The organism is Pseudoalteromonas sp. JB197 (genome assembly GCF_002332205.1).
In the GTDB taxonomy this organism is placed as follows: domain Bacteria; phylum Pseudomonadota; class Gammaproteobacteria; order Enterobacterales; family Alteromonadaceae; genus Pseudoalteromonas; species Pseudoalteromonas nigrifaciens.
On sequence record NZ_NRGZ01000002.1, the window covers coordinates 682,702 to 706,712 of the forward strand.

A 24,011-nucleotide genomic window follows, 5' to 3' on the forward strand; every position below is an offset into this window, starting at 1 on the left:
CGAGCAATAAAGAGTAATTTTGCATAGTATTGAACTATATACAAAACTACTCTGGTTTTGGTTGGAGCTAAGTGGTAACTATTGCAGCTATTGGCTGTTGTTTAGCAGCCAATAGCTGCGCAATTTAAAAGCCAAATACTTGCGCTGCAATTGTCATTGTTACTAGAGTAATTAAAACAATTGCCACAATATTAAGCACAAAGCCTGCACGTATCATGTCGCGCATTTGTATTTGCCCTGAGCCAAACACAATTGCGTTTGGTGGGGTGGCTACTGGCATCATAAATGCACAACTACAGGCAATCGCCGCCGGAATAACCCACACAAGTGGTGAGCCTGCAATCGATTCTGCAACGGGGCCAAGTAAGGGTAAAAAACCAGCCGCGGTGGCGGTGTTACTGGTGATTTCGGTTAAAAATGTAATTAATGCAACGACCACTAAAATACTCATAACGAGAGGAATAGCACTCGCACCTTGAATCATTTGTGCAATATATTGCGCCAAGCCCGATGACTTTATTTGCGAGGCAAGTGTTAAGCCACCACCAAACAATAATAATACGCCCCAAGGTACTCTAGCAGCACTTTCCCAATCTAAAATACGTTCGTTAGTGCCTTTATTTGCAGGTAATACAAATAATAATAGCGCCGCGGCAATCGCAATAGTGGTGTCTGAAATACTCAAACCACTAAACTCGCCTAGCAAAGGTCTAAATATCCAACACGCAGCAGCAAGCACAAATACAAATAGCACGCCTTTTTCGGCGCGTTGCATTTCACCAAGTGCTTTTAATTGTTCAGTAAATACAGCTTTGGTGCCTATTTTTTGATTATTTTTAATACCTGCGTCTACTTTATAAGCAAACTTTGTAAGCCAAATCCAACTAATAAACAGCATACTTACCGCCAGTGGCACACCGACTAGCATCCACTGTGCAAAGCCAATTTCTATTTGGTAGCTATCGGACAAGTAAGCTGCCATTAAAGCATTAGGCGGAGTACCGATTAATGTTGCAATACCACCAATACTGGCACCATAAGCAATAGAAAGTAGTAAAGCTTTTCCAAATCCTTCATTGCTAGGATCTGACTGCTTTACTAAATGTGTAATAGACAAAGCTATTGGTAGCATCATCACTGCGGTAGCTGTGTTTGACATCCACATAGATAAAAAAGCCGTAACCAGCATCATAGCTAATATTTGTAAGCTAGGCTTAGTGCCTGCATACAACATGGTGCTCAGTGCTATGCGTTTATGTAACCCCCAGCGCTCCATTGCGATAGAAATTAAAAAACCACCTAAAAATAAAAATATTAATGGATGAGCATAAGGCGCGGCTACACTTTTCATACCTGCTATACCAGCCAGTGGCGATATAACAAGTGGCAATAAAGCAGTTGCCGGAATAGGTACTACTTCGCTTACCCACCACGACGCCATCCAAAATGCTAACCCAGCAGTTTTAAACGCTGCACTGGACATGCCCGTAGGGGGATCGAGTAAACAGGTCAATAGCATTATGCTTGGCCCAAGTAGCAGTAATAACCATTGCTTAAATTGGTTTTTAGGCGCGTTATTTTGCAAAATTTGTTGTGTCATTTATCCAAACCTTAAAATTTGTACCTAAGACCAAGCGCTAAGCTGCTATCGGCGTTTTCTTCTAAGTCTAAGTCTGTATATAAAAGATAAGCCGTGGTTTGTTTATCAAATACATAGTCTAAACCTGTACTCCACTGAGTGGCTTCTGACTCTTGACGCAGTGCTGAGTCATCTTTTGCAAACTGTAATTTAGGAACCCACTTATCTAAGGTATAGCTTGCACTTAGTACATAGCCATTGCCTGATTTAGTGCCATCTATTGACTCTGAGTGTTGATACAAAGCACCTAGCTGTAACTGCTCAAACTTATAAACACCTGCAATCCGACTCGCTTTAATATTATTAAGTGAGTCAACATGGCTTAAAGAAATATAATATGGCGTATTGTTTAAATTACGATCACCGTAAATAAGTGTAGCGGCAAAACCCGCTTGGTTATCTTTATTATCGTCTTTGGGGGCATAAGTAAATGAAAACTGAGCATTATGCCAATAGCTTGAAGTGTAAGTGATGGTATCGCCAAGGCGGTCTTGCCCAGCAATAACTTGTGCTATATCGGCTTGTGTTTCGTTAAAATTATCCAGCTTACCTTCTGAGTATTTAAAGCGGGTATCGTTTCTACCGACAACTATTTCACCAAACGCTCCTTTTAAACCTAAATAGGTATTACGCGCTGTAAACGGCTCGTTAGTATCGTCATGTTCAAAGCCCTTTACTTGTACTTCGTATTTAAATACTGCGCTAACGTACTCGTTAAGTGTGTGTTGTCCTTTGATCCCTATGCGTGAAAATGGCGCGTCTATTTGTGTACCTTCATCGGCGTAGCGCATAACGCCTGTATCGGTTTTAGCTATTTGTACTTCTGCTTTACCATACACAGAATATTCAGCAGCTAATACCATATTAGGTAAGGCAGTTATGCTACACAATAAAGTAAGCGCAGAGCGTTTAACGTGTGTGTTGTTTATCATCATGTGTCCTAAAAATTAGAATCTACTTATTGTTGTACACCCATTAAGCAAAATGATGGCCAACTACTAAATAAACATAAATTTCAGCAAGTTAAATGATTAACACTGTTTTTAAAGCAAAAAAGTGTGCGGATATCCGCACGCTTTTATTTAAAAACATCACCTTTATCGCACACTACTACATGCCCTAATCAGTAAACATATCCCGATTTAGACCATATTTACTCATTTTGTCGTACAAGGTTTTACGCGCAATTTGCAGCGTGCCCATGGTGTTTTTTATACTGCCATGGTTACGCTCTAATGCTTCTTCTATTAAAGATTGCTCATAATAACTGACCTTTTCGGCCAAACTTAAATCTTGTGATAACACTTGTTGATCAGCTGAATCACTTTGCGCAAATGCTAATTCAGGCCCTAACAATACTGCTCGTTCTGCTTGGTTTCTTAGTTCACGCACGTTACCTGGCCAGTCATAGGCTAATAAACGTTGTTCTAACTCTACATTTAATGCCCCAAGTGGTTTATAAAACCGCGTTGCCGCAATTGAGCTAAAATGCTTAAATAATAAAGGAATATCAGCTTTTCGATCGCGCAGCGCTGGAATGCTTACTTTGACCAAACTAAGGCGATAATATAAATCGGCTCTAAACCCACCTTCATTCACCAATGCCAGCAAATCAACTTTAGTAGCAGCTACAATGCGAATATCTAAGTTAACGGTATGATTAGCGCCAACCGGCGTTACCTTTCGCTCCTCTAGTACACGCAGTAACTTTACTTGTAACGACAACGGGGTGCTTTCTATTTCATCTAAAAAAACAGTGCCACCTTGGGCAAATTCAAATTTACCCTTTCTATTTTTTGTGGCCCCAGTGTATGCACCGCTTGCAGCACCAAACAGTTCACTTTCTATGAGCTGCTCTGGCACAGCACCACAGTTAATCGCCACAAATTGACAGCTTGAACGGTTACTGTGGTCGTGTAAGTAACGTGCAACCAGCTCTTTGCCAGTCCCAGTTTCACCTTCAATTAATATATCTGCAGGAGTATCTATCACGGTATTAAGCAGCTTCATCATGTGCTGCATTTTAGGCGTATCACCTAAAATACGCACACCCGGCGCTGAGGTTTTTTCTACCGCGCGTTTAAGAGCGCGGTTTTCCATTACCAGGCTGCGTTTATCGCACGCTCTAGCAATACAATCTATTAAATGCTCGTTAAGGGGTTTTTCAAATAAATCATAAGCGCCTAACTGCATCGCTTTTACCGCCACCGACACATCGGCATACCCAGTTAAAAATATAACCGGTAACTCACTATCAAACGCTTTTATTTGCTCAAGTAACGTAAGCCCGTCCATTGCTGGCATATTAATGTCGCTAAGGACCACGCCGCTATAGCCTCGGCTTAAGCGACTAAGCGCCGTTGCCCCATCACTAAAACATTGAACTTGGTAGCCTTCCAAAGTGAGTAATTGATTTAACGAATCGCGGATCATCGCCTCATCATCAATAACCATTACCTGTTTACAAAGCAGTGGCTCAATCATGTTGTGACTCCGCAGTACTCCAAAGACAAATAATAAACTGCGCCCCCCCTTCTGGGCGATTATGCGCACTTAAACGACCATCAAACGAGTCGATGATTTGCTTAGATATTGATAAACCAAGGCCTAAACCGGTACTCGACTTGGTACTATAAAATGGTTCAAAAATAGAGCCTAAAGTATGGTGTTCTATGCCAGATCCTGTATCTAATATCGATAGTTTTACTCGTCCATCAAAGCATTCAACTTCAAAACTTAATTGCCGCGTTGCGCAGTTACTCATTGCCTGCGATGCATTAGTAATAACGTTAACTAATACTTGTTCAAACTTAAGCGAATCGACCAAAACGGTAATATTTTGCTCAAACTGCGGAGGAATAACGCTAATATCATCTTGTTTTAGTTGTGAATGAGTGATCATTAAAGCGTTATTTAATAATGCCGACAAAGGGTGCGGCCTTAGTTGCATTTTTGAAGGTTTACTAAAGTGTTTTAATTGCGCAACAATTTTATGCACCCGCTCGACTAAGCCCTCAATAATGACTAAGTTCTCGTTTAATGCTGTTAACTTACCTTTATTGAGCAATATTTTTGCACTGGCTAAATAAGCGTTCATGGCACACAAAGGCTGGTTAATTTCATGGTTTATGCCTGCGCTTAATTGCCCTATGGTGGCAAGTTTTGCAGACTGTACTAAAGCGGTTTGAGCTTTTTCAAGTGCTTGGGTACGCTCAATCACTTTTTGCTCTAAACTGTGCCTAGAATAAAGTAGTTTTTTATAACCAGCAAAACGTGCAAGTAAGCTATAAACGATAAAAATAAACACACAATAAAAAATCATCAACCATAACAACCGAGGTAACTGCATGGCTGCTATGTTAGAAACATCTACTAATACGTTCATTTGAGCATTAAAGTGTTTTAATGGCTTAGAGGCCACTACATATAAACGCTTAGCAATTTTAAATTGTGCAATGTTTTGGCTATTAAATTGTTGTAAAGGAATAAGACCCGGCTGGTAGTCTAAATAAGCACGACGTTGATTTATTTCCCGCCTGGCTGCAATATCCAGCTCTTGAAAACTGTTTAAACGCCAATTAGGCTCATCCGACATAGCAATAACATTATCTGCTAATTGTAAATAAAAATGACTACCTGCTGCCGTATTAAGCAGCGATCTGTCGTCTTCAAACTTAGCAACATTTACTTTTAGCGCCACAACCCCAATTGCTTTACCTTCATGATAAATAGCCTGCGAAAAATATAATCCACGCTCTTTTGAACGCTGACCAAGCGCAAAATAAGCTACCTTTTCACCCGCAAATGCTTGTTTAAAATACGGTCGAAATGAAAAGTTACTCCCTAAAAATGTATAATCGGCCTGCCAATTGCTGCTCGCAACAACCTCGCCCTGAGTATTAAGTATATAAATATCAGATGCGCCACTGGCTTTTTGTATATCCGCTAAGTAGTTGTTAATAGCGCTATAATGCTCTTCTTCATTATTAGTAAAGCGAATGAGTAAGTTGTTATTGGTGAGTAATTGCGGGATCGCAGCAAATCGAGCAAGCTCATTATCAATGTAGTTATTTAATTGGCTTACTTGTTGGTCGGCTTGTTTTTTTGCTTGCTCTAAGTCATGTATTCGACCAAACCAAAAAGTGACTGTTAACAACAAGAGTAGCAATAAAAATGCGAAAATAATTTTTTTAGGAATGAAGAACATAAACGCCTATAAAACGGGTAATGTTAGCTATTAATAATGGGGTATAGTTTATCTGCATAATGCAAAGAGAGATATAAACTTTTTGTTAACAATTGTATTAAAAACATAAAAACCGTGAAATAAGGCAGTTTCACGGTATAAAAGTATAATTAAGCTTTGCCTAGCTTTGGTTTATTTTTAACATATTTATATAAACCAATTAAAGAAGCTGCAATCCAAAATATTTCAATTACAAAACTGGCTAAATTAAAGTTATAACAAAGACTAATAAGCAGCAATATAGCGCCGGTTAAGTTCATCATGTTATAAAGCAAACTCGCTGGTGATACTTTATTTAGTTGTAACAAAAAAAATGAACCCACTACTAAAGCAGTACCCGTCATACCTACAATATCAAATAAAAGTGCAATCACACGTCTATCCTTTTCCATTTTAAAAACCCAATTGACTGGCCCGATCCGTGGGGAGGGTATTTTTCAATCATTGAAACAGCAAAACCGGTTAAGTTTATCAATGTAGCAAATTCAATCAAGGGCTTATGTCCGCCCTAATCGGAATATTGAAATAAACAGGTGCCTTATTTAAAAGTAACTTTTCCACCAATCATTTTATATGCAGCTGTGCCTTTAATAATTGCAGGCCGCGCAAATGGGCGTTCGCATTTTGGGCAAATACAAGGCTGCTTAGTATAGTCTTGGCTAATGCGCTCAATAAAACATTTAACTAACGCACCTTTTCCCCCTTTACGGTACTTAAATAAAGGTGCCCTGCAGCTTGAGCAAAATATATCGACCGTTTTAGTTGGCCCTTTTTTATTTGGCTTTGCCATTTGTCCTCCATTTTTGCAGTAATTTAATTAACTAAGCGTTATAAAATCAATGCTGATTAAAATTCCCCCAACACTGCTGCTGTTAATTTGGCTAACTCATGGGGGTTAATCGCAATGTCTAAGCCTCGTTTACCTGCACTTACATAAATACATGCAAATTGTGCAGCGCTGCTGTGCAAAAAAGTAGCAAGGCGTTTTTTTTGTCCCAGTGGGCTCACGCCTCCTAATACATAACCTGTGCTTGCTTGCACTTTTTTTGCCGCAGCCATAGCTACCTTTTTAGCGCCACACAATGAGGCAAGCAGCTTTAAGTTAACTTGCTGAGAAACAGGTGTAATGGCGACTATGAGCTGTCCATCTTGGTTTTCCAGCACTATGGTTTTAAAAACCTGATCCCTATTAAGGTTTAGCTTTTGGGCTGCTTCAAGGCCAAAGTTAGTGGTGTTTGGATCGTGCTCATAGCTTAATAATTCAAAGCCAATTTTTTGTTTTTTCAGTAACTCTATTGCTGGTGTCATATGTTGCTACACTATTATTTTAAGCAAAAAAAACGACGCTCTAAAAAGCGCCGTTTAATATTATAAAACACATTAAATTATTTAGTTAAATCATCAAAAAACTTTTTAACACCGTCAAAAAAGCCTTGCTCTTTAGGACGGTTTTTTGAGCTATCTTTGCCCATGCTTTCTTCTAATTCTTCTAATAATTCACGCTGACGTTCGTTCAGGTTTATTGGTGTTTCAATAACTACTTTACAAATTAAGTCGCCAATTGCACCACTGCGAACAGATTTAACGCCTTTGCCACGCATACGGAACATTTTGCCCGTTTGTGTTTCAGAAGGAATTTTAAGCTTAGCGCGTCCATCAAGTGTTGGCACTTCAATTTCGCCACCAAGACCCGCTGTAGTAAAGCTAATAGGAACTTCACAATGTAAGTTATTTGCGTCACGTACAAAAATACGGTGTTCACGAACAGATACTTGCACGTACAAGTCGCCAGAAGGCGCACCATGCATTCCCGCTTCGCCTTCGCCCGTTAAGCGAATACGATCGCCGGTATCAACACCCGCAGGAATTTTAACCGATAAGGTTTTCGTTTTTTCTACGCGGCCTTGTCCATGACAGCTGTCACAAGGGTTAGATATAATCTGACCTTGCCCCTGACACGTAGGACACGTTTGCTGAACAGCAAAAAAGCCTTGGCGCATTTGTACTTGCCCAGCACCATGACACGTAGTACATGTTTTAGGCTTGGATCCGGCTTTTGCACCGCTGCCATCACATGGATCACAACCTACCCAAGTTGGTATTTTAATTTCGACTTCTTTACCACGAACCGCTTCTTCTAAGCTTAAGTCCATGTTGTAACGCAAATCAGATCCACGTTGCTGACGAGATTGACGTCGGCCACCGCCGCCACCAAAAATATCGCCAAAAACATCACCAAAAACATCGCCAAAGTCGCCATGACCGCCGCCAAAACCACCATGACCACCACCGCCGCCACCTTGCTCAAAAGCTGCATGGCCGTATTGGTCGTAAGTTTGACGTTTTTGCGCGTCAGTTAATATCTCGTAAGCTTCTTTTACTTCTTTAAACTTTGTTTCAAGCTCTTTGTCGCCTGAAGTACGATCTGGATGATATTTCATCGCTAAGCGTTTATACGCTTTTTTAATGTCTCGCTCACTCGCATCTTTGCTTACGCCGAGGACTTCGTAATAATCGCGTTTTGACATATCTACCACACTACTCTTTTCTATTTGCAGCTAGGCTGCTTGATAAACCGATAAATCGTATCGATTTACCACCTAATTCTCATGCAAAAGGCGCGTCAAGCTATTGCCTGCGCGCCTCAATCGTTCATTCTAACTTAAACACTTAACTAAGTTATAGTGCTTTGTGTTAGCTAGAAGCGTAAGCAACAATTACTTGTCGTCTTTAACTTCTTCAAACTCTGCATCAACTACGTCGTCATCTTGCTTAGCAGATTGTTGTTGCTCGCCTGCGTCAGCTGAACCTTGTTGAGCTTTAGCTTGTGCAATTTCCATAAGCTTTTGAGACTTTTCAGCAAGCGCTTGAGTTTTAGCTTCAATTTCGTCTTTCTTGTCACTCTTAATAGCAGCTTCAAGGTCAACTACAGCCGCTTCAATCGCTTCTTTGTCTTCACTTGGAAGTGCATCGCCAGCTTCTTCAATTTGCTTGCGTGTACCGTGAACCATTGCATCTGCTTGGTTACGAGTCGCTACTAGCTCTTCGAATTTTTTGTCATCTTCAGCATGCGCTTCAGCATCACGAATCATTTGTTCAACTTCTTCATCACTTAAGCCAGAAGATGCTTGAATCGTAATTTTTTGCTCTTTACCTGTATCTTTATCTTTAGCAGATACATGTAAGATACCATCGGCATCCACGTCGAATGTTACTTCGATTTGTGGTGTACCACGTTGTGCTGGACGAATACCTTCTAGGTTAAATTGACCTAGAGATTTGTTGTCGCTTGAACGCTTACGCTCACCTTGCAGTACATGAATTGTTACTGCAGACTGATTATCTTCAGCTGTTGAGAAAGTTTGCGATTTCTTAGTAGGAATCGTGGTGTTCTTCTCAATTAGTGCTGTCATTACCGAGCCCATTGTCTCAATACCTAGAGATAATGGAGAAACGTCTAGTAATAGTACGTCTTTAACGTCACCAGCTAGTACACCACCTTGAATTGCCGCGCCTACTGCAACAGCTTCATCAGGGTTAACATCTTTACGTGGCTCTTTACCAAAGAACTCAGCAACTGTTTTTTGTACTAAAGGCATACGTGTTTGGCCACCAACAAGAATAATGTCGTTGATGTCGCTTACTGATAAATCAGCATCAGCAAGTGCACGTTTTAATGGTTCAATTGACTTAGTTACTAAGTCTTCAACAAGTGACTCAAGCTTAGCACGTGTTAGTTTCACGTTCATGTGCTTAGGACCTGTCGCATCTGCAGTTACATACGGAAGGTTTACTTCTGTAGATTGTGCAGAAGATAGTTCAATCTTCGCTTTTTCAGCAGCTTCTTTAACACGTTGCATTGCAAGTGGGTCAGTTTTTAAGTCTAGACCTTGGTCTTTCTTAAATTCAGCTACTAGGTAGTTGATTACGCGGTTATCGAAATCTTCACCACCTAAGTGCGTGTCACCATTTGTAGCAAGTACTTCAAACGTGTGCTCGCCTTCAACTTCATCAATTTCAATAATTGATAAATCGAAAGTACCGCCACCTAAGTCGTATACTGCAACAATGTTTTCACCACGATTTTTGTCCATACCGTAAGCAAGTGCTGCAGCAGTTGGCTCGTTGATGATACGTTTAACTTCAAGGCCAGCAATACGACCCGCATCTTTTGTAGCTTGACGCTGTGAATCGTTAAAGTATGCCGGTACTGTGATAACTGCTTCAGTTACTGCTTCACCTAAGAAGTCTTCAGCCGTTTTCTTCATTTTTTTCAGGATTTCAGCAGAGATTTGTGGTGCAGCGCGTTTTTCGCCGCCCGCTTCAACCCATGCATCACCGTTATCGGCTTTAACAATTTTAAATGGCATGATGCCGATATCGCGCTGTACTTCTTCGTCTTCAAAACGACGACCAATTAAACGCTTAATAGCAAATACTGTGTTTGTTGGGTTAGTAACCGCTTGACGCTTAGCTGGCTGACCAACTAAAGTTTCACCGTCTTGCGTATAAGCAATAACAGACGGGGTTGTGCGATCGCCTTCCGCGTTTTCAATAACACGTGCTTTGCCACCATCAAGTACTGCAACACAAGAGTTTGTAGTACCTAAGTCTATTCCAATAATTCTACCCATGAAATTTCTCCAACTTCAATATTCATTAATACGTTCGATGACTAGTTAATAGGGATGCTGCAAACTTAATTCAACTGTAAAAATGAAAAAAATATCATTTTTTTTGATTTTTTTACAAAATAAGCTAAATAAAGTGCAATATTTGCTAGCAACGCTGGTTTTTACGCCGTTTGTATTGAACTTTTATTGCTGGTCTGACAAGTTTGGCTGTGTTATATATTTAGTAATTCGTACTTTTAAGGACACGCTAACTAATGAATTTCGATCATTTGCTGCAACAAGCCGCTAATATTAATAATCAAGACGACACTAATAATGTGGCAAACACCATGCAGTTTGAAGCTAATTGGTGCCAAGGGCGCACCGCTTTTGGTGGGTTATCTGCAGCACTTTTATATCAAGCAATGAGAGCTCAAGTAAATAGTGAGCGCCGGTTATTATCTTTAAGTACTAACTTTGTTGGCCCGCTGCTTGCCGATACGCCATTTTCTTTATCGGTAGAAATACTGCGTGAAGGCAAAAGTAGTACTCAAGTACTGGCCAAAGCAATTCAAAACGAGCAAGTGTGTGTAATTGTACAAGCCTGCTTTGCTAGTAATCGCAACTCAGCTATTAATGTACCCGTTGCAAAGTCGTTAGGTTTACACGAAGTTAATGAGCGCCATACATTGCCATTTATACAAGGGCAAATGCCGGAGTTTTTTCAACATGTTGATTTATGCCCACAACAAGGTGCTATGCCTTTTAGCAGTGCAGAAACCTCCCATTTAGGTGGGTGGATGCGCTTTAAAGAAACTCCAGCGGCCATTACAGAAGCACATGTTATAGCGCTAACCGATGCATGGCCTCCAACCTTATTACAAATGTTTAAACAACCAGCGCCTGCTAGTAGTATGTCGTGGTATTTAGAGTTTGTGCAAGCGCCTAACTTAACTCCTGGTCAATGGTTGGGCTTTGAAGCAATTACCCATCATGCAAAAGGTGGTTACGGCTTAGAAGACGGCTGTATTTGGTCGCAATCAGGTGAGCTGATTGCCCTTACTCGCCAAACAGTGGCATTATTTGATTGATGTATAAGCAGTGGTGTTAGTGTATATAATGTAGCGAGTGCCACTGCAATGCGCTCTTAACTGATAATTAATTACGCTCAACAACAGTCATAATATTTGTATTTAGGCGATAATTATAGCAAAATTTAACTCTTTGTTTAATTCTAAGCGAACACTTTGCAAATAGCGTGTCCTTGTTGCGACTATATTATTGAGGTCCCCCAGGTTGAGGCTAAAAATGTCGCAACATGCCCCCATTGTGGGCATAAGGTTTCTGACTCAGATACAGATCACGACAGCCGAGTTGTAGCCCTAAGCTTTAGTGCCTTGCTAATGCTACTCAGCAGCATGTTTTATCCTTTTATTTCGTTTAGCAGCAGCGGTATTACGCAAACTATAACCTTGCCCGATGCCGCGCGTATTTTATTTAATTACGATAGTAACTTGTTGGGGCTATTTATTGATTTAAGTATTATAGCCCTGCCTATGAGTTTACTTATTATACTAATACCATTACATTTAGGCGCGCTTAGAGCGCTACCTCAAGGTATTGCTCGACGATTATTAAAATTTACCCTAGCGCTTGAACCTTGGATTATGTCGGAGATTTTTCTCATTGGCGTACTTGTTAGTATGGTTAAAATAATGTCTCTCGCGGATATTAGTTTTGGGGTGAGCTTTTGGGCTTATGTGGGCTTTGTTATTTTATATATTAGTGCGTTAACACATTTAAACCGCCCCCGCTTGTGGGCACAAATTGTCCCAGTAGAAAAACTTGAAAATATAAACCTTACTCAGCGCGCCATTGATAACGATATAAAAGCTTGCCATGTGTGCCATCAACTATGCACGCAAAGTGTTTGTAATCGTTGCCATAGTAAAACCTATATTAGAAACCCCAACAGTGTACAAAAAGCTACGGCTTGGTTAATTACCTCTATTATTTGCTATATTCCAGCCAATGTTTTACCCATTATGTATACCACCAGTTTAGGCGATGAAAGCCCTTCAACCTTAATTGCTGGTGTTATTGCGCTGTGGCAAAATGGCTCATACCCTATTGCCATGATTATATTTATTGCCAGTGTTGTAGTCCCACTTGCAAAGGCTTTAGTATTGAGCTTTTTGTGCTTTATGGTTGCCAAACCCGCAAATGATCACACCATAGGGTATACACGTGTTTATCAACTTACTGAATTTATTGGGAAATGGTCTATGATTGATGTGTTTGTTGTGGCCATTTTAGTTGCTTTGGTACAATTGGGTAACTTAATGTCGGTAACGCCCGGCTTAGGCGTTGCCTTTTTTACTGTTATGGTACTATGTCAAATGATGGCAGCTCACGCCTTTGACCCACGTTTGCTATGGGATTCACCTAAAAATAATAACGCAGAGAATAATGCATGACCGAAACCGCTAATATTACACAAAAATCAAAAATTTCTGCAATTTGGATTATTCCCGTTATTGCCCTGTTTGTGGGTGTTTGGATGCTTTATCAATACCAAACTAATTTAGGCCCGACTATTTATATAACCATGCCACAAGCGGAGGGGATAGTTGCGGGAAAAACCGAAATTAAAGTACGCAGTGTTAAAATTGGCCAAATAGATCATGTGCGTTTATCCGACTCGCAAGACAGTGTTATTGCCCGCGCTCAAATAGATAAAAACTACGATAACTTACTCACCGAAGATGCCAAAATTTGGGTGGTAAAACCGCGTATAGATGAAACCGGCATTAGTGGCATGAGTACGCTTTTATCAGGTGTATATTTAGAGTTTTCGCCTGGAGAAAGTAAAAAGAAAAAAGAAAAGTTTGAACTACAAGACGAGCCGGCCTTAATCGGTAAAGATGTTAAAGGCGGACGCTTTAAGTTATTGAGCTACAACGCTGAGGTACTTGAAGTAAGTACCGGTATATTTTTCAAAAACTATAAAATTGGGCAAATAGAAACCGCGACATTTGATTGGAAAAACCAAGCCATGAAGTACGGTATTTTTATTAAAGCACCCTACGAAAACCTGATCACCTTAAATTCTATTTTTTGGGTTAACTCAGGTATAGAAATTGACCTTTCTGCTGATGGCATAAACATTAATACCGGATCGCTTAGTAAACTTTTAAAAGGCGGTATATCGGTGGGCTTACCCGATCAACAAGCACCTGGCGATATTGCCCAAAATGAGCATAGCTTTTCGCTTAGTCAAAGCTATAAAGAAGCACTAGAAGAGCGCTTTTACGACTTTGACTACTATCTTATTGAGTTTGAGCAATCAATTCGCGGCCTGCGCGCTGGCGCTCCGGTTGAATACCGAGGAACTCGAATTGGTACAGTAGTAGAAGCCCCTGCCAATGTGATTATTAACGGCAAACCAGCTCACTTTAAAAACCAAAATACGGCTGTACCTGTGCTTATTAAAATAGAATATGGGCGCCTATACCACGATAACGATTTAGCTAAAGAGTATTGGCAAACGAGTTTAAATGGCTGGGTAAACAATGGTATGCGCGCTTCGCTTAAACCGGGTAATTTACTTACCGGTGCTGTGTATGTCGACTTTGACATTTATACCGATGCGCCTGATGCAAAACTAGAAAAACTGGCTCAATATGATGTTTTTCCAAGTATATCTAGCGGTATTACTGTATTAGCCGATCAGGTTTCTGATGTACTTAATAAGGTAAACGAGCTAAAAATCGAAGATAGCTTAGCACAAATGCAAACCACTTTTAGCGACTACCAAGGGTTGGCCAACGACATGCGCGATTTGCTAAACCAAAAAGACACACAAAATTTACCGGGTGACTTTAATCAAAACTTCAAAAAAATGACCAAGAGTATGGAACAATTTGAAGTCACTATGCGCCAATTTGATAAAACCATGGCCAGCTACCAAGCAGGTTCGCAGTTTAATAATCAGCTACAGCAAACCTTGCAAGAGTTTAAACGTTTAAGTGAGCAGCTACAGCCGCTAACTAAAGGCCTAAATGAGCAGCCTAATATGTTTATATTTGATAAAGCATTACCCGCAGACCCAAAACCAAGGAAGCAATAATGGTTAAATCATCTTTTTTTGTTATTTTACTCGTTTTACTGCTTAGTGGTTGCAGTTCATCAATTCAAACTGCCATCGCGTATTATCAGTTTGAACAACCTATTGTTGCCTCCTCAAGAGATGTAAGTGCAACTGATGCGCAATTAAGAGTACAAACAGTTGTACTGAGGGGCGCCTTAAATAATCGCGGCATTGCTATGAAAATAGATCACAATCAAATTCATGCTGCAAACTATCACTTATGGGGTGAGTCACCTGATTCGATGCTCACCGTAAGTGCCCAACAAACACTCTTTAATGCCCTACCTAACTGGATGGTAATAAAAGGTTTACCGGTGATCACCGAGCTAGATCAACAAACTTTTTATGAATTAGAATATGAAATTCATCATTTTAATGGCGACCTACAAGGCAACGCAGATATATCTGGGCTATGGCGTTTATATTATACCCATCCCGAAACAGGCCGACGCTTATTAAGTTTGCACAATTTTGCTAATGTAACGCAACTCGACGGTGACGGCTATGATGCGCTAGTCGCAACGCTTGAAAAAACCTGGCAAGAAATCAACCTAGCAGTAGCCAAGCAAATTGAACAAACGCGGTTTAAATAATCATTACTAAAATTACTTAATGATATAAAAATAAAGAAACAACGCTGCGGCTTTCTTTATCTATTATTGCTTGCCCTTGTCGCTTAAAGCCAAGCTTAATTAACACATTTTGTGATGCGCTATTATCTATTGAGGTAATGGCGCATAATTTATTAATGCCAAATATACTTTTATTTTCAACTAACGCTTTTGCAGCTTCGTAAATATACCCTTGTTTTTCAAACGCTGTTAATAACGCAAATCCTATATCGGGGTGCTGCAACATTGCACGGCTATAAAAACCAACAACCCCCACTAACTGCTGATTTTTTAAAGTGATCACATAAGGGCCAAACCCTTGCGATTGGTGCGCCTCACTAAAAGCTTGCTTAATATAGGTTATAGCATCCTCAAGGGTATAAATTTTTTTATCCCCAATGTATTTTATAAAACTTTTTTGATTTACTAACTTTAATAAATCGCCAGCATCTGCTTCAACAGCATGGCGAATAATTAATCGCTCGGTATTAAATTGCCTTCGCATGTATTGTTATCCTTTTGGTTTGTAGCGCTATAGTCACCTAAATTATAAAAATGAGTCAATTAAAGCATTTATTTGTTGACTGAAGATGTAAAGCAGATTACTTTTGCGCCGATGTTTTTATAGGCATAACAAAAGCGGTTGCACTCCTCGCACCGTCTGGCGCCAAGCCAACGCATATTACTGCTGATTATTAATTTAAAATAACAGTTCCCTAGTGATATCGCGTGCAAAAGCAGTGACTTGGAAAGTGATAATACTACTAACTTATCATCTTCTTTGTTTTTGTTAAGCAGTTTAAATTTTTAAATATGCTTTTAATTTTGTGAATACTTAAATGCTTGAACCTTCTGCGTTAAGCTTACTGCCGCCTTTAGTGGTAGTTATTTTGGCTGTAGTACTACGCCGCCCTATTTTATCTTTATTAATTGGTGCCCTTGTTGGGCTCATAATGGCTGATCCCTCGCAGGTATTGGCTAATTTTGCCAGCACCTCACTTAAAGTAATGAGTGACGAAACCATTGGCTGGCTAATATTGGTGTGTGGTGGTTTTGGTGCGTTAATCGCCTTATTAGTCCGTACCGGTGGTGCTTCTGCATTTGGTAAGTTGGCACTTAAATACACTAAGGGCAAACGCTCTTCATTATTTATGACCTTTTGCCTTGGATTAGTTATTTTTATTGATGACTATTTAAATGCGCTTACTGTGGGTGAAACCATGAAACGCATTACCGATAAATTTAAAGTAAGCCGCGAAATGCTAGCCTACGTTGTCGACTCAACTGCGGCACCAATTTGCGTACTTGTGCCCCTATCTACGTGGGCGGTATTTTTTGGTGGTTTACTCGTAGATAACGGTATTGCTGAAGAAGGCAAAGGCATTGCTGTTTACATTCAGGCTATTCCGTATATGTTTTACGCATGGTTTGCGGTACTCGTTGTGCTGTTAGTGGTACTTGGAGTGATCCCTGCTTTTGGCCCAATGAAAAAAGCAGAACAGATGGCACAAATTGAGCAAGCACAAGTCGATCCGGCGCAATACAGTGAAGTACAAACAGCAGACGAGTACGCGGTAAAAGCAGTAGAAGAAAATTTTGAAGATGCTGATCCTAAAGGTAAATTACATAACTTTTTATTGCCTATTATTTTATTAGTCGGCTTTACCGTTTACTTTGAGATAGACGTTTATAAAGGTTTACTGGCCACTATGGCTATAATTTTGCCATTTTATGCGTTACAAAAATTAATGTCGTTTAGTGAAATGATTGAACGTATGCTCGATGGATTTAAAAGCATGATACCGGCTATAGGCACGGTTATAGCCGCGTTTATATTTAAAGATGTGTGCGATTTAATTGGCTTGCCGCAATATGTTATTAATAGTTTAAGCCCATACATGACCGCGGGTTACTTGCCTGCAGTGGTATTTATTGCAATGTCTGTTTTAGCATTTGCAACGGGCTCAAGCTGGGGAATATTTGCTGTGTCTATTCCTATTGTTATGCCGCTGGCAACGGCGGTAGATGCTAATATTCCATTAGTCATTGGCGCGTTATTATCAGCATCATCGTTTGGCAGCCAAGCATGTTTTTATTCAGACTCAACGGTATTAGCAGCCCAAGGCGCTGGCTGTAACTTAATGAGCCACGCTGTTACACAATTGCCTTATACGCTTATTGCTGCAGCACTAGCGGTGATAGGCTTTTTACTAATGGCTTAAGTTTTAGTGATGGCTTAAATTAACTGAAATAAATAAAAACCCCAATGTAGCAATACATTGGGGTTTATTTTTAGCTGTAAAAATAAAGCTTATTTTTGTAGTTTAATACCATTGTAATAGGCATCTAGCGTGGTGATTTTTGTTTGATTTGGTAAATCGGCGAAGTCACTTTCTATAAACTTAGTCCCGCGTAATTGCACATTTAAACGTGCCGCATTAGGGTTAAGCATTGTTTGTTGGTAATAGTCTTTAATATCGCTAAGCGTTACTTTCTCAACTTCATTTATTAGCTGTTGCTTTGAATCAAAATTAAAGTTTTCACGATACCAATCATTTAATAGTGGGCTCATTTCGTCACTTAAGTTTTTAGGTTGCTCTTTAAGCGATACTAACGTGGCATTTTTAAGCTGTGCAAACGTCTCCTCACTCATGTTGTCGAGCTCAACTGCATACTCTTTTTTAAACAGATCAAAACGCGTTTGTATTTCTTTTGGCCCTTTTACTGGTGTTTGAATAAACAAACCAATCGCTGAGTAATCCTCTATGGGGCGAGCTAACGCACCAACGGCATACGCAAGTTGCTCCTCGGTACGCATTTTATCAAATGCAATGGTTCTAAAATGCCCTTGTAGCACGGCAGCTTGTGCTTTTTGTTTGTAACCCGGTGTTGGATGAACTGTCATATCAACCAAAGCTACATCGGCTACATCTATATCTTTTTGTAACACTATGGTTTCACCTGGTTGTGGTAACCATGCTTTACTGCGCGCAAACTCAGTGTGTTTATAGTTACTTGGCAAAATAGCACTCAGCTCGGATGCTATTGCTGCTATGTCTTGCTGGTTATAGTTACCATAACTAAATACGCGTAAATCGTTATTAGCAAAGGTGTTTTGTTTTAAAGCATTAAAATCAGCTAAAGTTAAAGTGTTGGCTGTGCTAATTAAAGTATCAGTATCAAAGCTACCGGTACGGCTTAATTTTGTATATTCAGCAAATGCTTGCGCGTAAGGAAATTGTTTTTGCTGGTTAAGTAAATTACGTTTAAAACGATCTACAGCTTGGTTAAATGCTTGCCCACTAATATCACTGTTTAACCCACTTAATGCTTGTTTAAGCAGTACATTTTGCTTATCTGTAAAGCCACTCATAGACAAAACTAAACCATTACTTGGTGCAAGGTTTACGCTCATACCTGCAATAGCAGCCTCAGTGCTTAGTTGGCTTTGCTGTATGTTGTACAGATCGGCCCAAACAGAGTATAAAACCTCCGCTTTTACATCGTTTAGCCCCGGCTGAGTATTTATATAAACTTCAACAAGTCCCTTTGGTTGCTCGGCAAATTTTTGACTTGCCTGACGCCATATTTTCACGCCATTTTTATCATAAGCAAGCTCTGGGGATTTTTGCTGTTTAAATGTTTGGGTTTTAATAGCAAAATTTTCTGGCAGTAAGTTATTTACGCTAGGGAGCGCTAAATTAAACTGGCTTTTTTTGTTCCAGCTTGCAACTTCCTGCTCGCTTATGTCACTAATGCGGTATTTACCGTCGTAAAAGTGTAGCTGTGAGTCGGTTTCTTCTTGCTGCGATACATACCAAATGCGTAAAGTGTCGGCATTTAATTGTTTAAGCACTTTATTTACTGAGTCTGCATCAAACTTAGCGTAATAATAAGGCGCATTAATGGCATGATTTAATGGATAATCTTGCATGCTTTGAGTCAATGTACTTACGTAGTTAAACTCATCGCCTTTTTCTAAAAACTTAAATTGATTATTTAACGAGGTACGAATTTCGTTAAAGTATTTACTATCAACGCCCTCTTTTTTAATCAATTCAATATACTGCATTATAGTCGCCACTATCGTTTCACGATTTTGCATGCCTGTATCTGTAAGCTCTACGTTAACGTTTAACGACCCGTAGTTGCCATAGTGGGTTGGCACTGCCGATGCTGACAATTGCGATACCCACCCCTTATCACGTAATATTTGCGCTGGACTGCCAGGCATTTCATTACTTAATAAGTAGGCCACAAAGCGATTAGGCTTGAGTGCAAATTCGTTATTGTTATTGCTAATGGTAAAATCAAGTTGTAGCTGTTTTACATCTTCATTAGGGGCATAGAACACGCGCTTACCACCGGCATTATCAAAGTTAAGCTTGGCGGTTACTGTTGGTTTTTCGATGTTTTTATTTTTAATATCAGCAAAGTATTTTTGTGCTTTTTGCTCCATTGCCGCAATTGGCAAATTAGAGATAAGCGCTACTTTCATAATATTTGAAGAGTAGTATTTATTATAAAAATCAACTGTTTCTTTGTGTAATGAGCTGCCTTCTTTGTCACCTAAGGTTTCTAGGTTGCCAATTAAAAAACGGTTAGCTGGGTGTTCACCCATCATTTTACGCGCTAGTTTAAACTGCCCAAAAAAGTCCATTTCGCGGCGCATTGACCACTCTGCATTTACTGCATTTTTTTCTTTGTCTGTGTATTCAGGGTATAACTTAGGGGCTTTAAAAAAGTCAGCAAAACGGTCTAACCCTTCATCAAACGCATCGTTGTTAATTTTAAACATATAGTTGGTAATATCGAGCCAAGTATAGGCGTTGTGTGCGCCACCATTTTTGGTCATAAAGTCAGAGTACCCTTTAGTATCTGGGTAGCGCTCTGTGCCTAAAAACAGCATATGCTCTAAATAATGGGCCATGCCTTGTTGGCTCATTGGGTCATGTAATAAACCCACTCCAACACTTAATGCCGCGGCTGATTTTTCAGCACTGGGGTCTGATACTAAAATAACTTCAATGTCGTTAGCTAATTTAAGCGTTTTATATTCGCGATTATCATTAGGGCTTACAACCAGCGAGTCTGATAATAAAACAGTTTGAGGTGCTTGAGATACAGATGATGTATTTGAACAACCGCTTAGTACAGCAAGTGCAATGGCACTAAAGCCAATAATTTTTTTCATTTTATTTCCATTAAAAGTATGTCGCAACTGCGATCTACGCTTATTTAAAAAGCTATTTACAGCCTAAATTAACATTTTAGATTAATGTTTTGCCACAATTTATCCGTTAATTGTGTAACACATTGTGAAAAACACCTGCATACTGCAACTAATTCAAATAATAATAAGGAAAAACCATGGAAAAGTTGATCATTTTAGCTATGTTCGCCCAAGTTTTACTCTCACTCATTGTAATGATTATTATGGGTAAAAGACGTTTTGCCGCAGCTAAAAATAAACACATAAATTTAACCGACTTTGCCACTATGCGTTTAGATAATGCAGGTGACAATGTGCGTGTTGCTGATAGAAACTTTACCAATCAATTTGAAATACCCGTGTTGTTTTATGCTGGGTGCTTACTTGCAATGCAACTCAATAGTGCAAGCATTCTGGTGGCTGTTTTAGCTTGGCTGTTTGTGATTTCGCGTATTTTACATAGCGTTGTTCACTTAGGCAGTAATAAAATAAGAATACGCTTTAATCTATTCTTAATAGGCTGTGGCAGTGTATTTGCGTTATGGCTGGTAATAATTTGGCGGGTATTACTGTTTTAACTCTTACATTAAACAACTAAAAACCCCGCTATTTAACACCCATAGCGGGGTTTCTTTATTTTGAGCATTTGTTATTTAGCGCGTTTTAAACGTGGTAACACTAATAATAAAGCCCCTAGTAACCAAGCCATACTACCGCTTGAATCTTCTTTTTGCGAAGGTGGCACTACTTGGCTAATTAATGTGTTTTTAGCCGGTGTAAGGTTTTGCGCTGAATTAGGATCGTCATCTATAACTAATACGCTTTGAATAGTCACTAAATTAGCATTACTAATGGTTACATCACTTTTTAAGCACTGCTCTGTAGTGATACCAACTACCGGTATTTCATCACAATGTACTAAAGCAGCTATTTTATCTAAAGTCGCTTGGCTATCATCCGTAATCTGTCCAAACACAGTAAAACCACTGTTTTGCACATCCAAGTTGGCACTATTATCTTTTAAGTTAAAAAACCACTGGCTAGTTGCACTGTTTGGGTTTCCACCTAGTTTAGCCATGGCAATCGTGCCTTTAACATTAGAGTAAATAGGTTCGTTAATGACTGCTGGCTTGGTTGTAATTCGATCAAAATCATCTGAGTAGGTAAAACCGCCACCTTGGATTATGAAATCTTTGACTGAGCGATGAATCACTGTTTGGTTATACGCTGCATCATCTAAATAACTCATAAAGTTTTCTACAGTTTTTGGTGTTTTTTGATCAAATAAATTAATTTTAATAACACCTTGGCTGGTACTTACTTCTACAATGGTTGCTGAACTGGCAAAGCTTACTGCGCTAAGTAACGAGGCTAATAAAAGCTTTTTCATCGTTTTTCCCTATTATTATTTTATTTAGTGTAAAGTTTAGTGATTCTTAGAGTAATGCGAGTAAGACTAAAAATCGACTGCAAAATAGCCCCTGATACAATTCAAACCAAGTCGGTTACAACTTAATTACATTTCATCACCTTCCTACTGAACTTATCCTTGTAAAAACGCTGTTTAATGAAAATGCACTTATAAATTGTTTTATTTTTGTTATTATTCCTCTGCAAATTCGTAAATGGAGGATTGTAATGTCAGAAAAAAACAACCAAATTTGTGATTTTGGTTTACATAAGGGAGAGCCCTACACACGCTTACCTGCTAGTTTTTTAATCTGGATGGTAGGTATTAATCATCAAAAAGCCAGATATGCCAGCGAAGAGCTAAAACGCAGAGAGTTAGCTGCCACTAAAAAATTAAAGTGTGATTAAAGAATGTAAAAGTGTGTTTTTGTAGCAAACTAGTTAAACTATGCGCCAATAAACGTAAGTGCTTTTAATCAATAGGTGTTTTATGCGCATAATTTTTTTGTTTGTCATTGCTTTTAGTGTACTTGGGTGTAGTACTACACTCACTAGCCCCACCCCACAATATTTAACCGTACTGCATACTAACGATAATCATGGTCGCTTTTGGCACAATGAAAAAGGTGAGTATGGCATGGCTGCCCGTAAAACCCTGATTGACTCGCTACGCAATAAAGCAATCGCGCAGGGACATGCAGTACTGCTGCTTTCTGGTGGCGATATAAATACCGGCATTCCAGAGTCAGATTTACAATACGCTGAGCCTGACTTTAAAGGCATGTCGTTAATTGGTTATGATGCGATGGCCCTTGGAAATCATGAATTTGATAACCCGATGAGCGTGCTTAAAAAGCAACAGCAATGGGCTAACTTTCCTTTTTTATCGGCAAATATATTTGAAAAATCGACCGGTAAAAATGTATTTGATAGCTATAAAGTATTTAATAAAAATGGGCTGAGTATTGCTGTTATAGGTTTAACCACCACTGATACAGCCAAAATAGGTAATCCCGAATATATTCGCCAATTAGAGTTTAAAGATCCAATCGAAATCACGGCACAATTAGCACAAAAAATTAAAGCACAATATAACCCCGACATTACTATTGCGCTCACTCATATGGGGCATTATGTGGATGCCAGCCACGCAATTAATGCGCCTGGAGATGTAACACTTGCGCGCTCACTGCCAACTAACACCTTAGATATGATTATCGGTGGTCACTCTCAAGAGCCTGTATGTATGGCGGCTAAAAACGTAAATGACGATAACTTTAAACCCGGCCTAGCCTGCACGCCCGATCAACAAAATGGCACTTGGATAATGCAAGCCCACGAATGGGGTAAATATGTTGGTAAAGCCGAATTTAAACTTGAAAATGGCCAGCTAACCCTCTTAAATTATAAACTGCTACCCGTTAATTTATATGTTGATAAACAACACGCGGATGGCACAACTTCTAGTGTATTAGCTAACGAGTACATTACGCCTAATCCACAGTTAAACGCATTTTTAGCCGAGTATCAGGAAAAAGGCGCTAAACAAATTGAAGGTAAAATTGGTTATGTAAATGCCAGACTTGAGGGCGATCGCAATAAAGTACGCTACCAACAAACAAATTTAGCTCGCGTGATTATTCAAGCGCAAATGAACAGTACCGATGCTGACTTTGGCATTATGAGTGGCGGCGGTGTACGCGACAGTATTGCTGCAGGCGAAGTAAGTTATAAAGATATTTTAAAAGCCCAACCGTTTCAAAATCGAGTGGCTTATATCGATATTGCAGGAGAAGATTTATGGCAATATTTAGAAGTTGTAACGCGTTTCCCGCCTGATTCAGGCGCTTACATGCAGTACCACAAATTATCGTTTGAGCATAAAAACAACACCTTAGTAAAGGTATTAATAAATGGGCAAGCATTAGATAAAAGTAAAACTTACCGTATGAGCATTAATAACTTTAACGCCTCAGGTGGTGATGGCTACCCTGCACTAACCACAGCAAAAGGTTTTGTAGTTACTGATGAAACAGACTCTAACGCATTAAAGCGTTTTTTTGCAGAGCACAGCCCGATAGATGCGGCCCAGTTTGCCCCTAAATAATCTATTTTTTGGAGATAGTAGGA

The 24,011-nt window shown here is 39.5% G+C and carries 20 protein-coding genes; 8 read left to right on the forward strand and 12 right to left on the reverse strand.

Features of this window, described 5'->3' with window-relative positions:
* Nucleotides 1–124 precede the first annotated feature (124 nt).
* From CIK86_RS18225 to dnaK, 9 genes are all read right to left on the reverse strand, one after another.
* The gene (locus tag CIK86_RS18225) at nt 125–1,600 is read right to left on the reverse strand and encodes a DASS family sodium-coupled anion symporter (protein ID WP_086995758.1); all 1,476 of its coding nucleotides are present in this window, start codon (nt 1,598–1,600) and stop codon (nt 125–127) included.
* Between the two features lie 11 nt (nt 1,601–1,611).
* A complete protein-coding gene (locus CIK86_RS18230) occupies nt 1,612–2,571 on the reverse strand; it encodes a porin (RefSeq protein ID WP_096317118.1) in 960 nt (319 codons plus the stop codon).
* Nucleotides 2,572–2,758: 187 nt separating this feature from the next.
* The gene (locus tag CIK86_RS18235; RefSeq protein ID WP_086995754.1) at nt 2,759–4,123 is read right to left on the reverse strand and encodes a sigma-54 dependent transcriptional regulator; all 1,365 of its coding nucleotides are present in this window, start codon (nt 4,121–4,123) and stop codon (nt 2,759–2,761) included.
* Entirely contained in the window at nt 4,116–5,846 is a 1,731-nt protein-coding gene (locus CIK86_RS18240; RefSeq protein ID WP_011329989.1) for a cache domain-containing protein, read from the reverse strand. The genes CIK86_RS18235 and CIK86_RS18240 overlap by 8 nt, the downstream gene beginning before the upstream one ends.
* Before the next feature lie 149 nt (nt 5,847–5,995).
* Nucleotides 5,996–6,259, reverse strand: a complete 264-nt coding sequence (locus CIK86_RS18245) for a hypothetical protein (protein WP_041454922.1) — start codon at nt 6,257–6,259, stop codon at nt 5,996–5,998.
* Nucleotides 6,260–6,423: 164 nt separating this feature from the next.
* Entirely contained in the window at nt 6,424–6,675 is a 252-nt protein-coding gene (locus tag CIK86_RS18250; protein WP_041454920.1) for a hypothetical protein, read from the reverse strand.
* Nucleotides 6,676–6,731: 56 nt separating this feature from the next.
* Nucleotides 6,732–7,193 (reverse strand): Cys-tRNA(Pro) deacylase, encoded by a 462-nt coding sequence (gene ybaK / locus CIK86_RS18255; RefSeq protein WP_086995751.1) that lies wholly within the window; start codon nt 7,191–7,193, stop codon nt 6,732–6,734.
* A gap of 77 nt (nt 7,194–7,270) precedes the next feature.
* Nucleotides 7,271–8,413: a molecular chaperone DnaJ gene (dnaJ, locus tag CIK86_RS18260; protein ID WP_011329986.1), complete on the reverse strand. Its 1,143-nt coding sequence runs from the start codon at nt 8,411–8,413 to the stop codon at nt 7,271–7,273.
* 189 nt (nt 8,414–8,602) lie between these two features.
* A complete protein-coding gene (dnaK, locus tag CIK86_RS18265) occupies nt 8,603–10,519 on the reverse strand; it encodes a molecular chaperone DnaK (RefSeq protein ID WP_086995747.1) in 1,917 nt (638 codons plus the stop codon).
* Between the two features lie 254 nt (nt 10,520–10,773).
* Here dnaK and CIK86_RS18275 point away from each other — a divergent pair, with 254 nt between their 5' ends.
* The 4 genes from CIK86_RS18275 to CIK86_RS18290 all read left to right on the forward strand — a co-directional run bounded on the left by CIK86_RS18275 (nt 10,774) and on the right by CIK86_RS18290 (nt 15,241).
* The gene (locus tag CIK86_RS18275; RefSeq protein ID WP_086995742.1) at nt 10,774–11,589 is read left to right on the forward strand and encodes a thioesterase family protein; all 816 of its coding nucleotides are present in this window, start codon (nt 10,774–10,776) and stop codon (nt 11,587–11,589) included.
* A 156-nt stretch (nt 11,590–11,745) separates the two neighbouring features.
* Nucleotides 11,746–12,975: a paraquat-inducible protein A gene (locus CIK86_RS18280; RefSeq protein ID WP_086995739.1), complete on the forward strand. Its 1,230-nt coding sequence runs from the start codon at nt 11,746–11,748 to the stop codon at nt 12,973–12,975.
* Nucleotides 12,972–14,627, forward strand: coding sequence for an intermembrane transport protein PqiB (gene pqiB, locus CIK86_RS18285; RefSeq protein WP_086995736.1), 1,656 nt, complete (start codon nt 12,972–12,974; stop codon nt 14,625–14,627). The genes CIK86_RS18280 and pqiB overlap by 4 nt, the downstream gene beginning before the upstream one ends.
* Entirely contained in the window at nt 14,627–15,241 is a 615-nt protein-coding gene (locus CIK86_RS18290; RefSeq protein WP_011329981.1) for a PqiC family protein, read from the forward strand. The genes pqiB and CIK86_RS18290 overlap by 1 nt, the downstream gene beginning before the upstream one ends.
* Nucleotides 15,242–15,257: 16 nt before the next feature.
* Here the strand turns inward: CIK86_RS18290 and CIK86_RS18295 are convergent, their stop codons facing one another.
* Entirely contained in the window at nt 15,258–15,764 is a 507-nt protein-coding gene (locus tag CIK86_RS18295; RefSeq protein ID WP_086995733.1) for a GNAT family N-acetyltransferase, read from the reverse strand.
* Between the two features lie 334 nt (nt 15,765–16,098).
* On the opposite strand from CIK86_RS18295, the gene CIK86_RS18300 reads away from it, so the two are divergent.
* The gene (locus CIK86_RS18300) at nt 16,099–17,481 is read left to right on the forward strand and encodes a Na+/H+ antiporter NhaC family protein (RefSeq protein WP_011329979.1); all 1,383 of its coding nucleotides are present in this window, start codon (nt 16,099–16,101) and stop codon (nt 17,479–17,481) included.
* An 89-nt stretch (nt 17,482–17,570) separates the two neighbouring features.
* Here CIK86_RS18300 and CIK86_RS18305 read toward each other — a convergent pair whose 3' ends face one another.
* Complete coding sequence (locus CIK86_RS18305; protein WP_086995730.1) at nt 17,571–20,453, reverse strand: insulinase family protein; 2,883 nt, start codon at nt 20,451–20,453, stop codon at nt 17,571–17,573.
* A gap of 176 nt (nt 20,454–20,629) precedes the next feature.
* Here CIK86_RS18305 and CIK86_RS18310 point away from each other — a divergent pair, with 176 nt between their 5' ends.
* Nucleotides 20,630–21,049, forward strand: a complete 420-nt coding sequence (locus CIK86_RS18310; RefSeq protein ID WP_086995727.1) for an MAPEG family protein — start codon at nt 20,630–20,632, stop codon at nt 21,047–21,049.
* Between the two features lie 71 nt (nt 21,050–21,120).
* Here CIK86_RS18310 and CIK86_RS18315 read toward each other — a convergent pair whose 3' ends face one another.
* Nucleotides 21,121–21,861, reverse strand: coding sequence for a peptidylprolyl isomerase (locus tag CIK86_RS18315; protein ID WP_086995723.1), 741 nt, complete (start codon nt 21,859–21,861; stop codon nt 21,121–21,123).
* A gap of 248 nt (nt 21,862–22,109) precedes the next feature.
* Here CIK86_RS18315 and CIK86_RS18320 point away from each other — a divergent pair, with 248 nt between their 5' ends.
* Both CIK86_RS18320 and ushA read left to right on the forward strand, forming a co-directional pair.
* The gene (locus tag CIK86_RS18320) at nt 22,110–22,289 is read left to right on the forward strand and encodes a hypothetical protein (RefSeq protein WP_041454917.1); all 180 of its coding nucleotides are present in this window, start codon (nt 22,110–22,112) and stop codon (nt 22,287–22,289) included.
* An 82-nt stretch (nt 22,290–22,371) separates the two neighbouring features.
* On the forward strand, nt 22,372–23,988 hold the full coding sequence (gene ushA, locus CIK86_RS18325) for a bifunctional UDP-sugar hydrolase/5'-nucleotidase UshA (RefSeq protein ID WP_011329974.1): 1,617 nt from the start codon (nt 22,372–22,374) through the stop codon (nt 23,986–23,988).
* Nucleotides 23,989–24,011 lie beyond the last annotated feature (23 nt).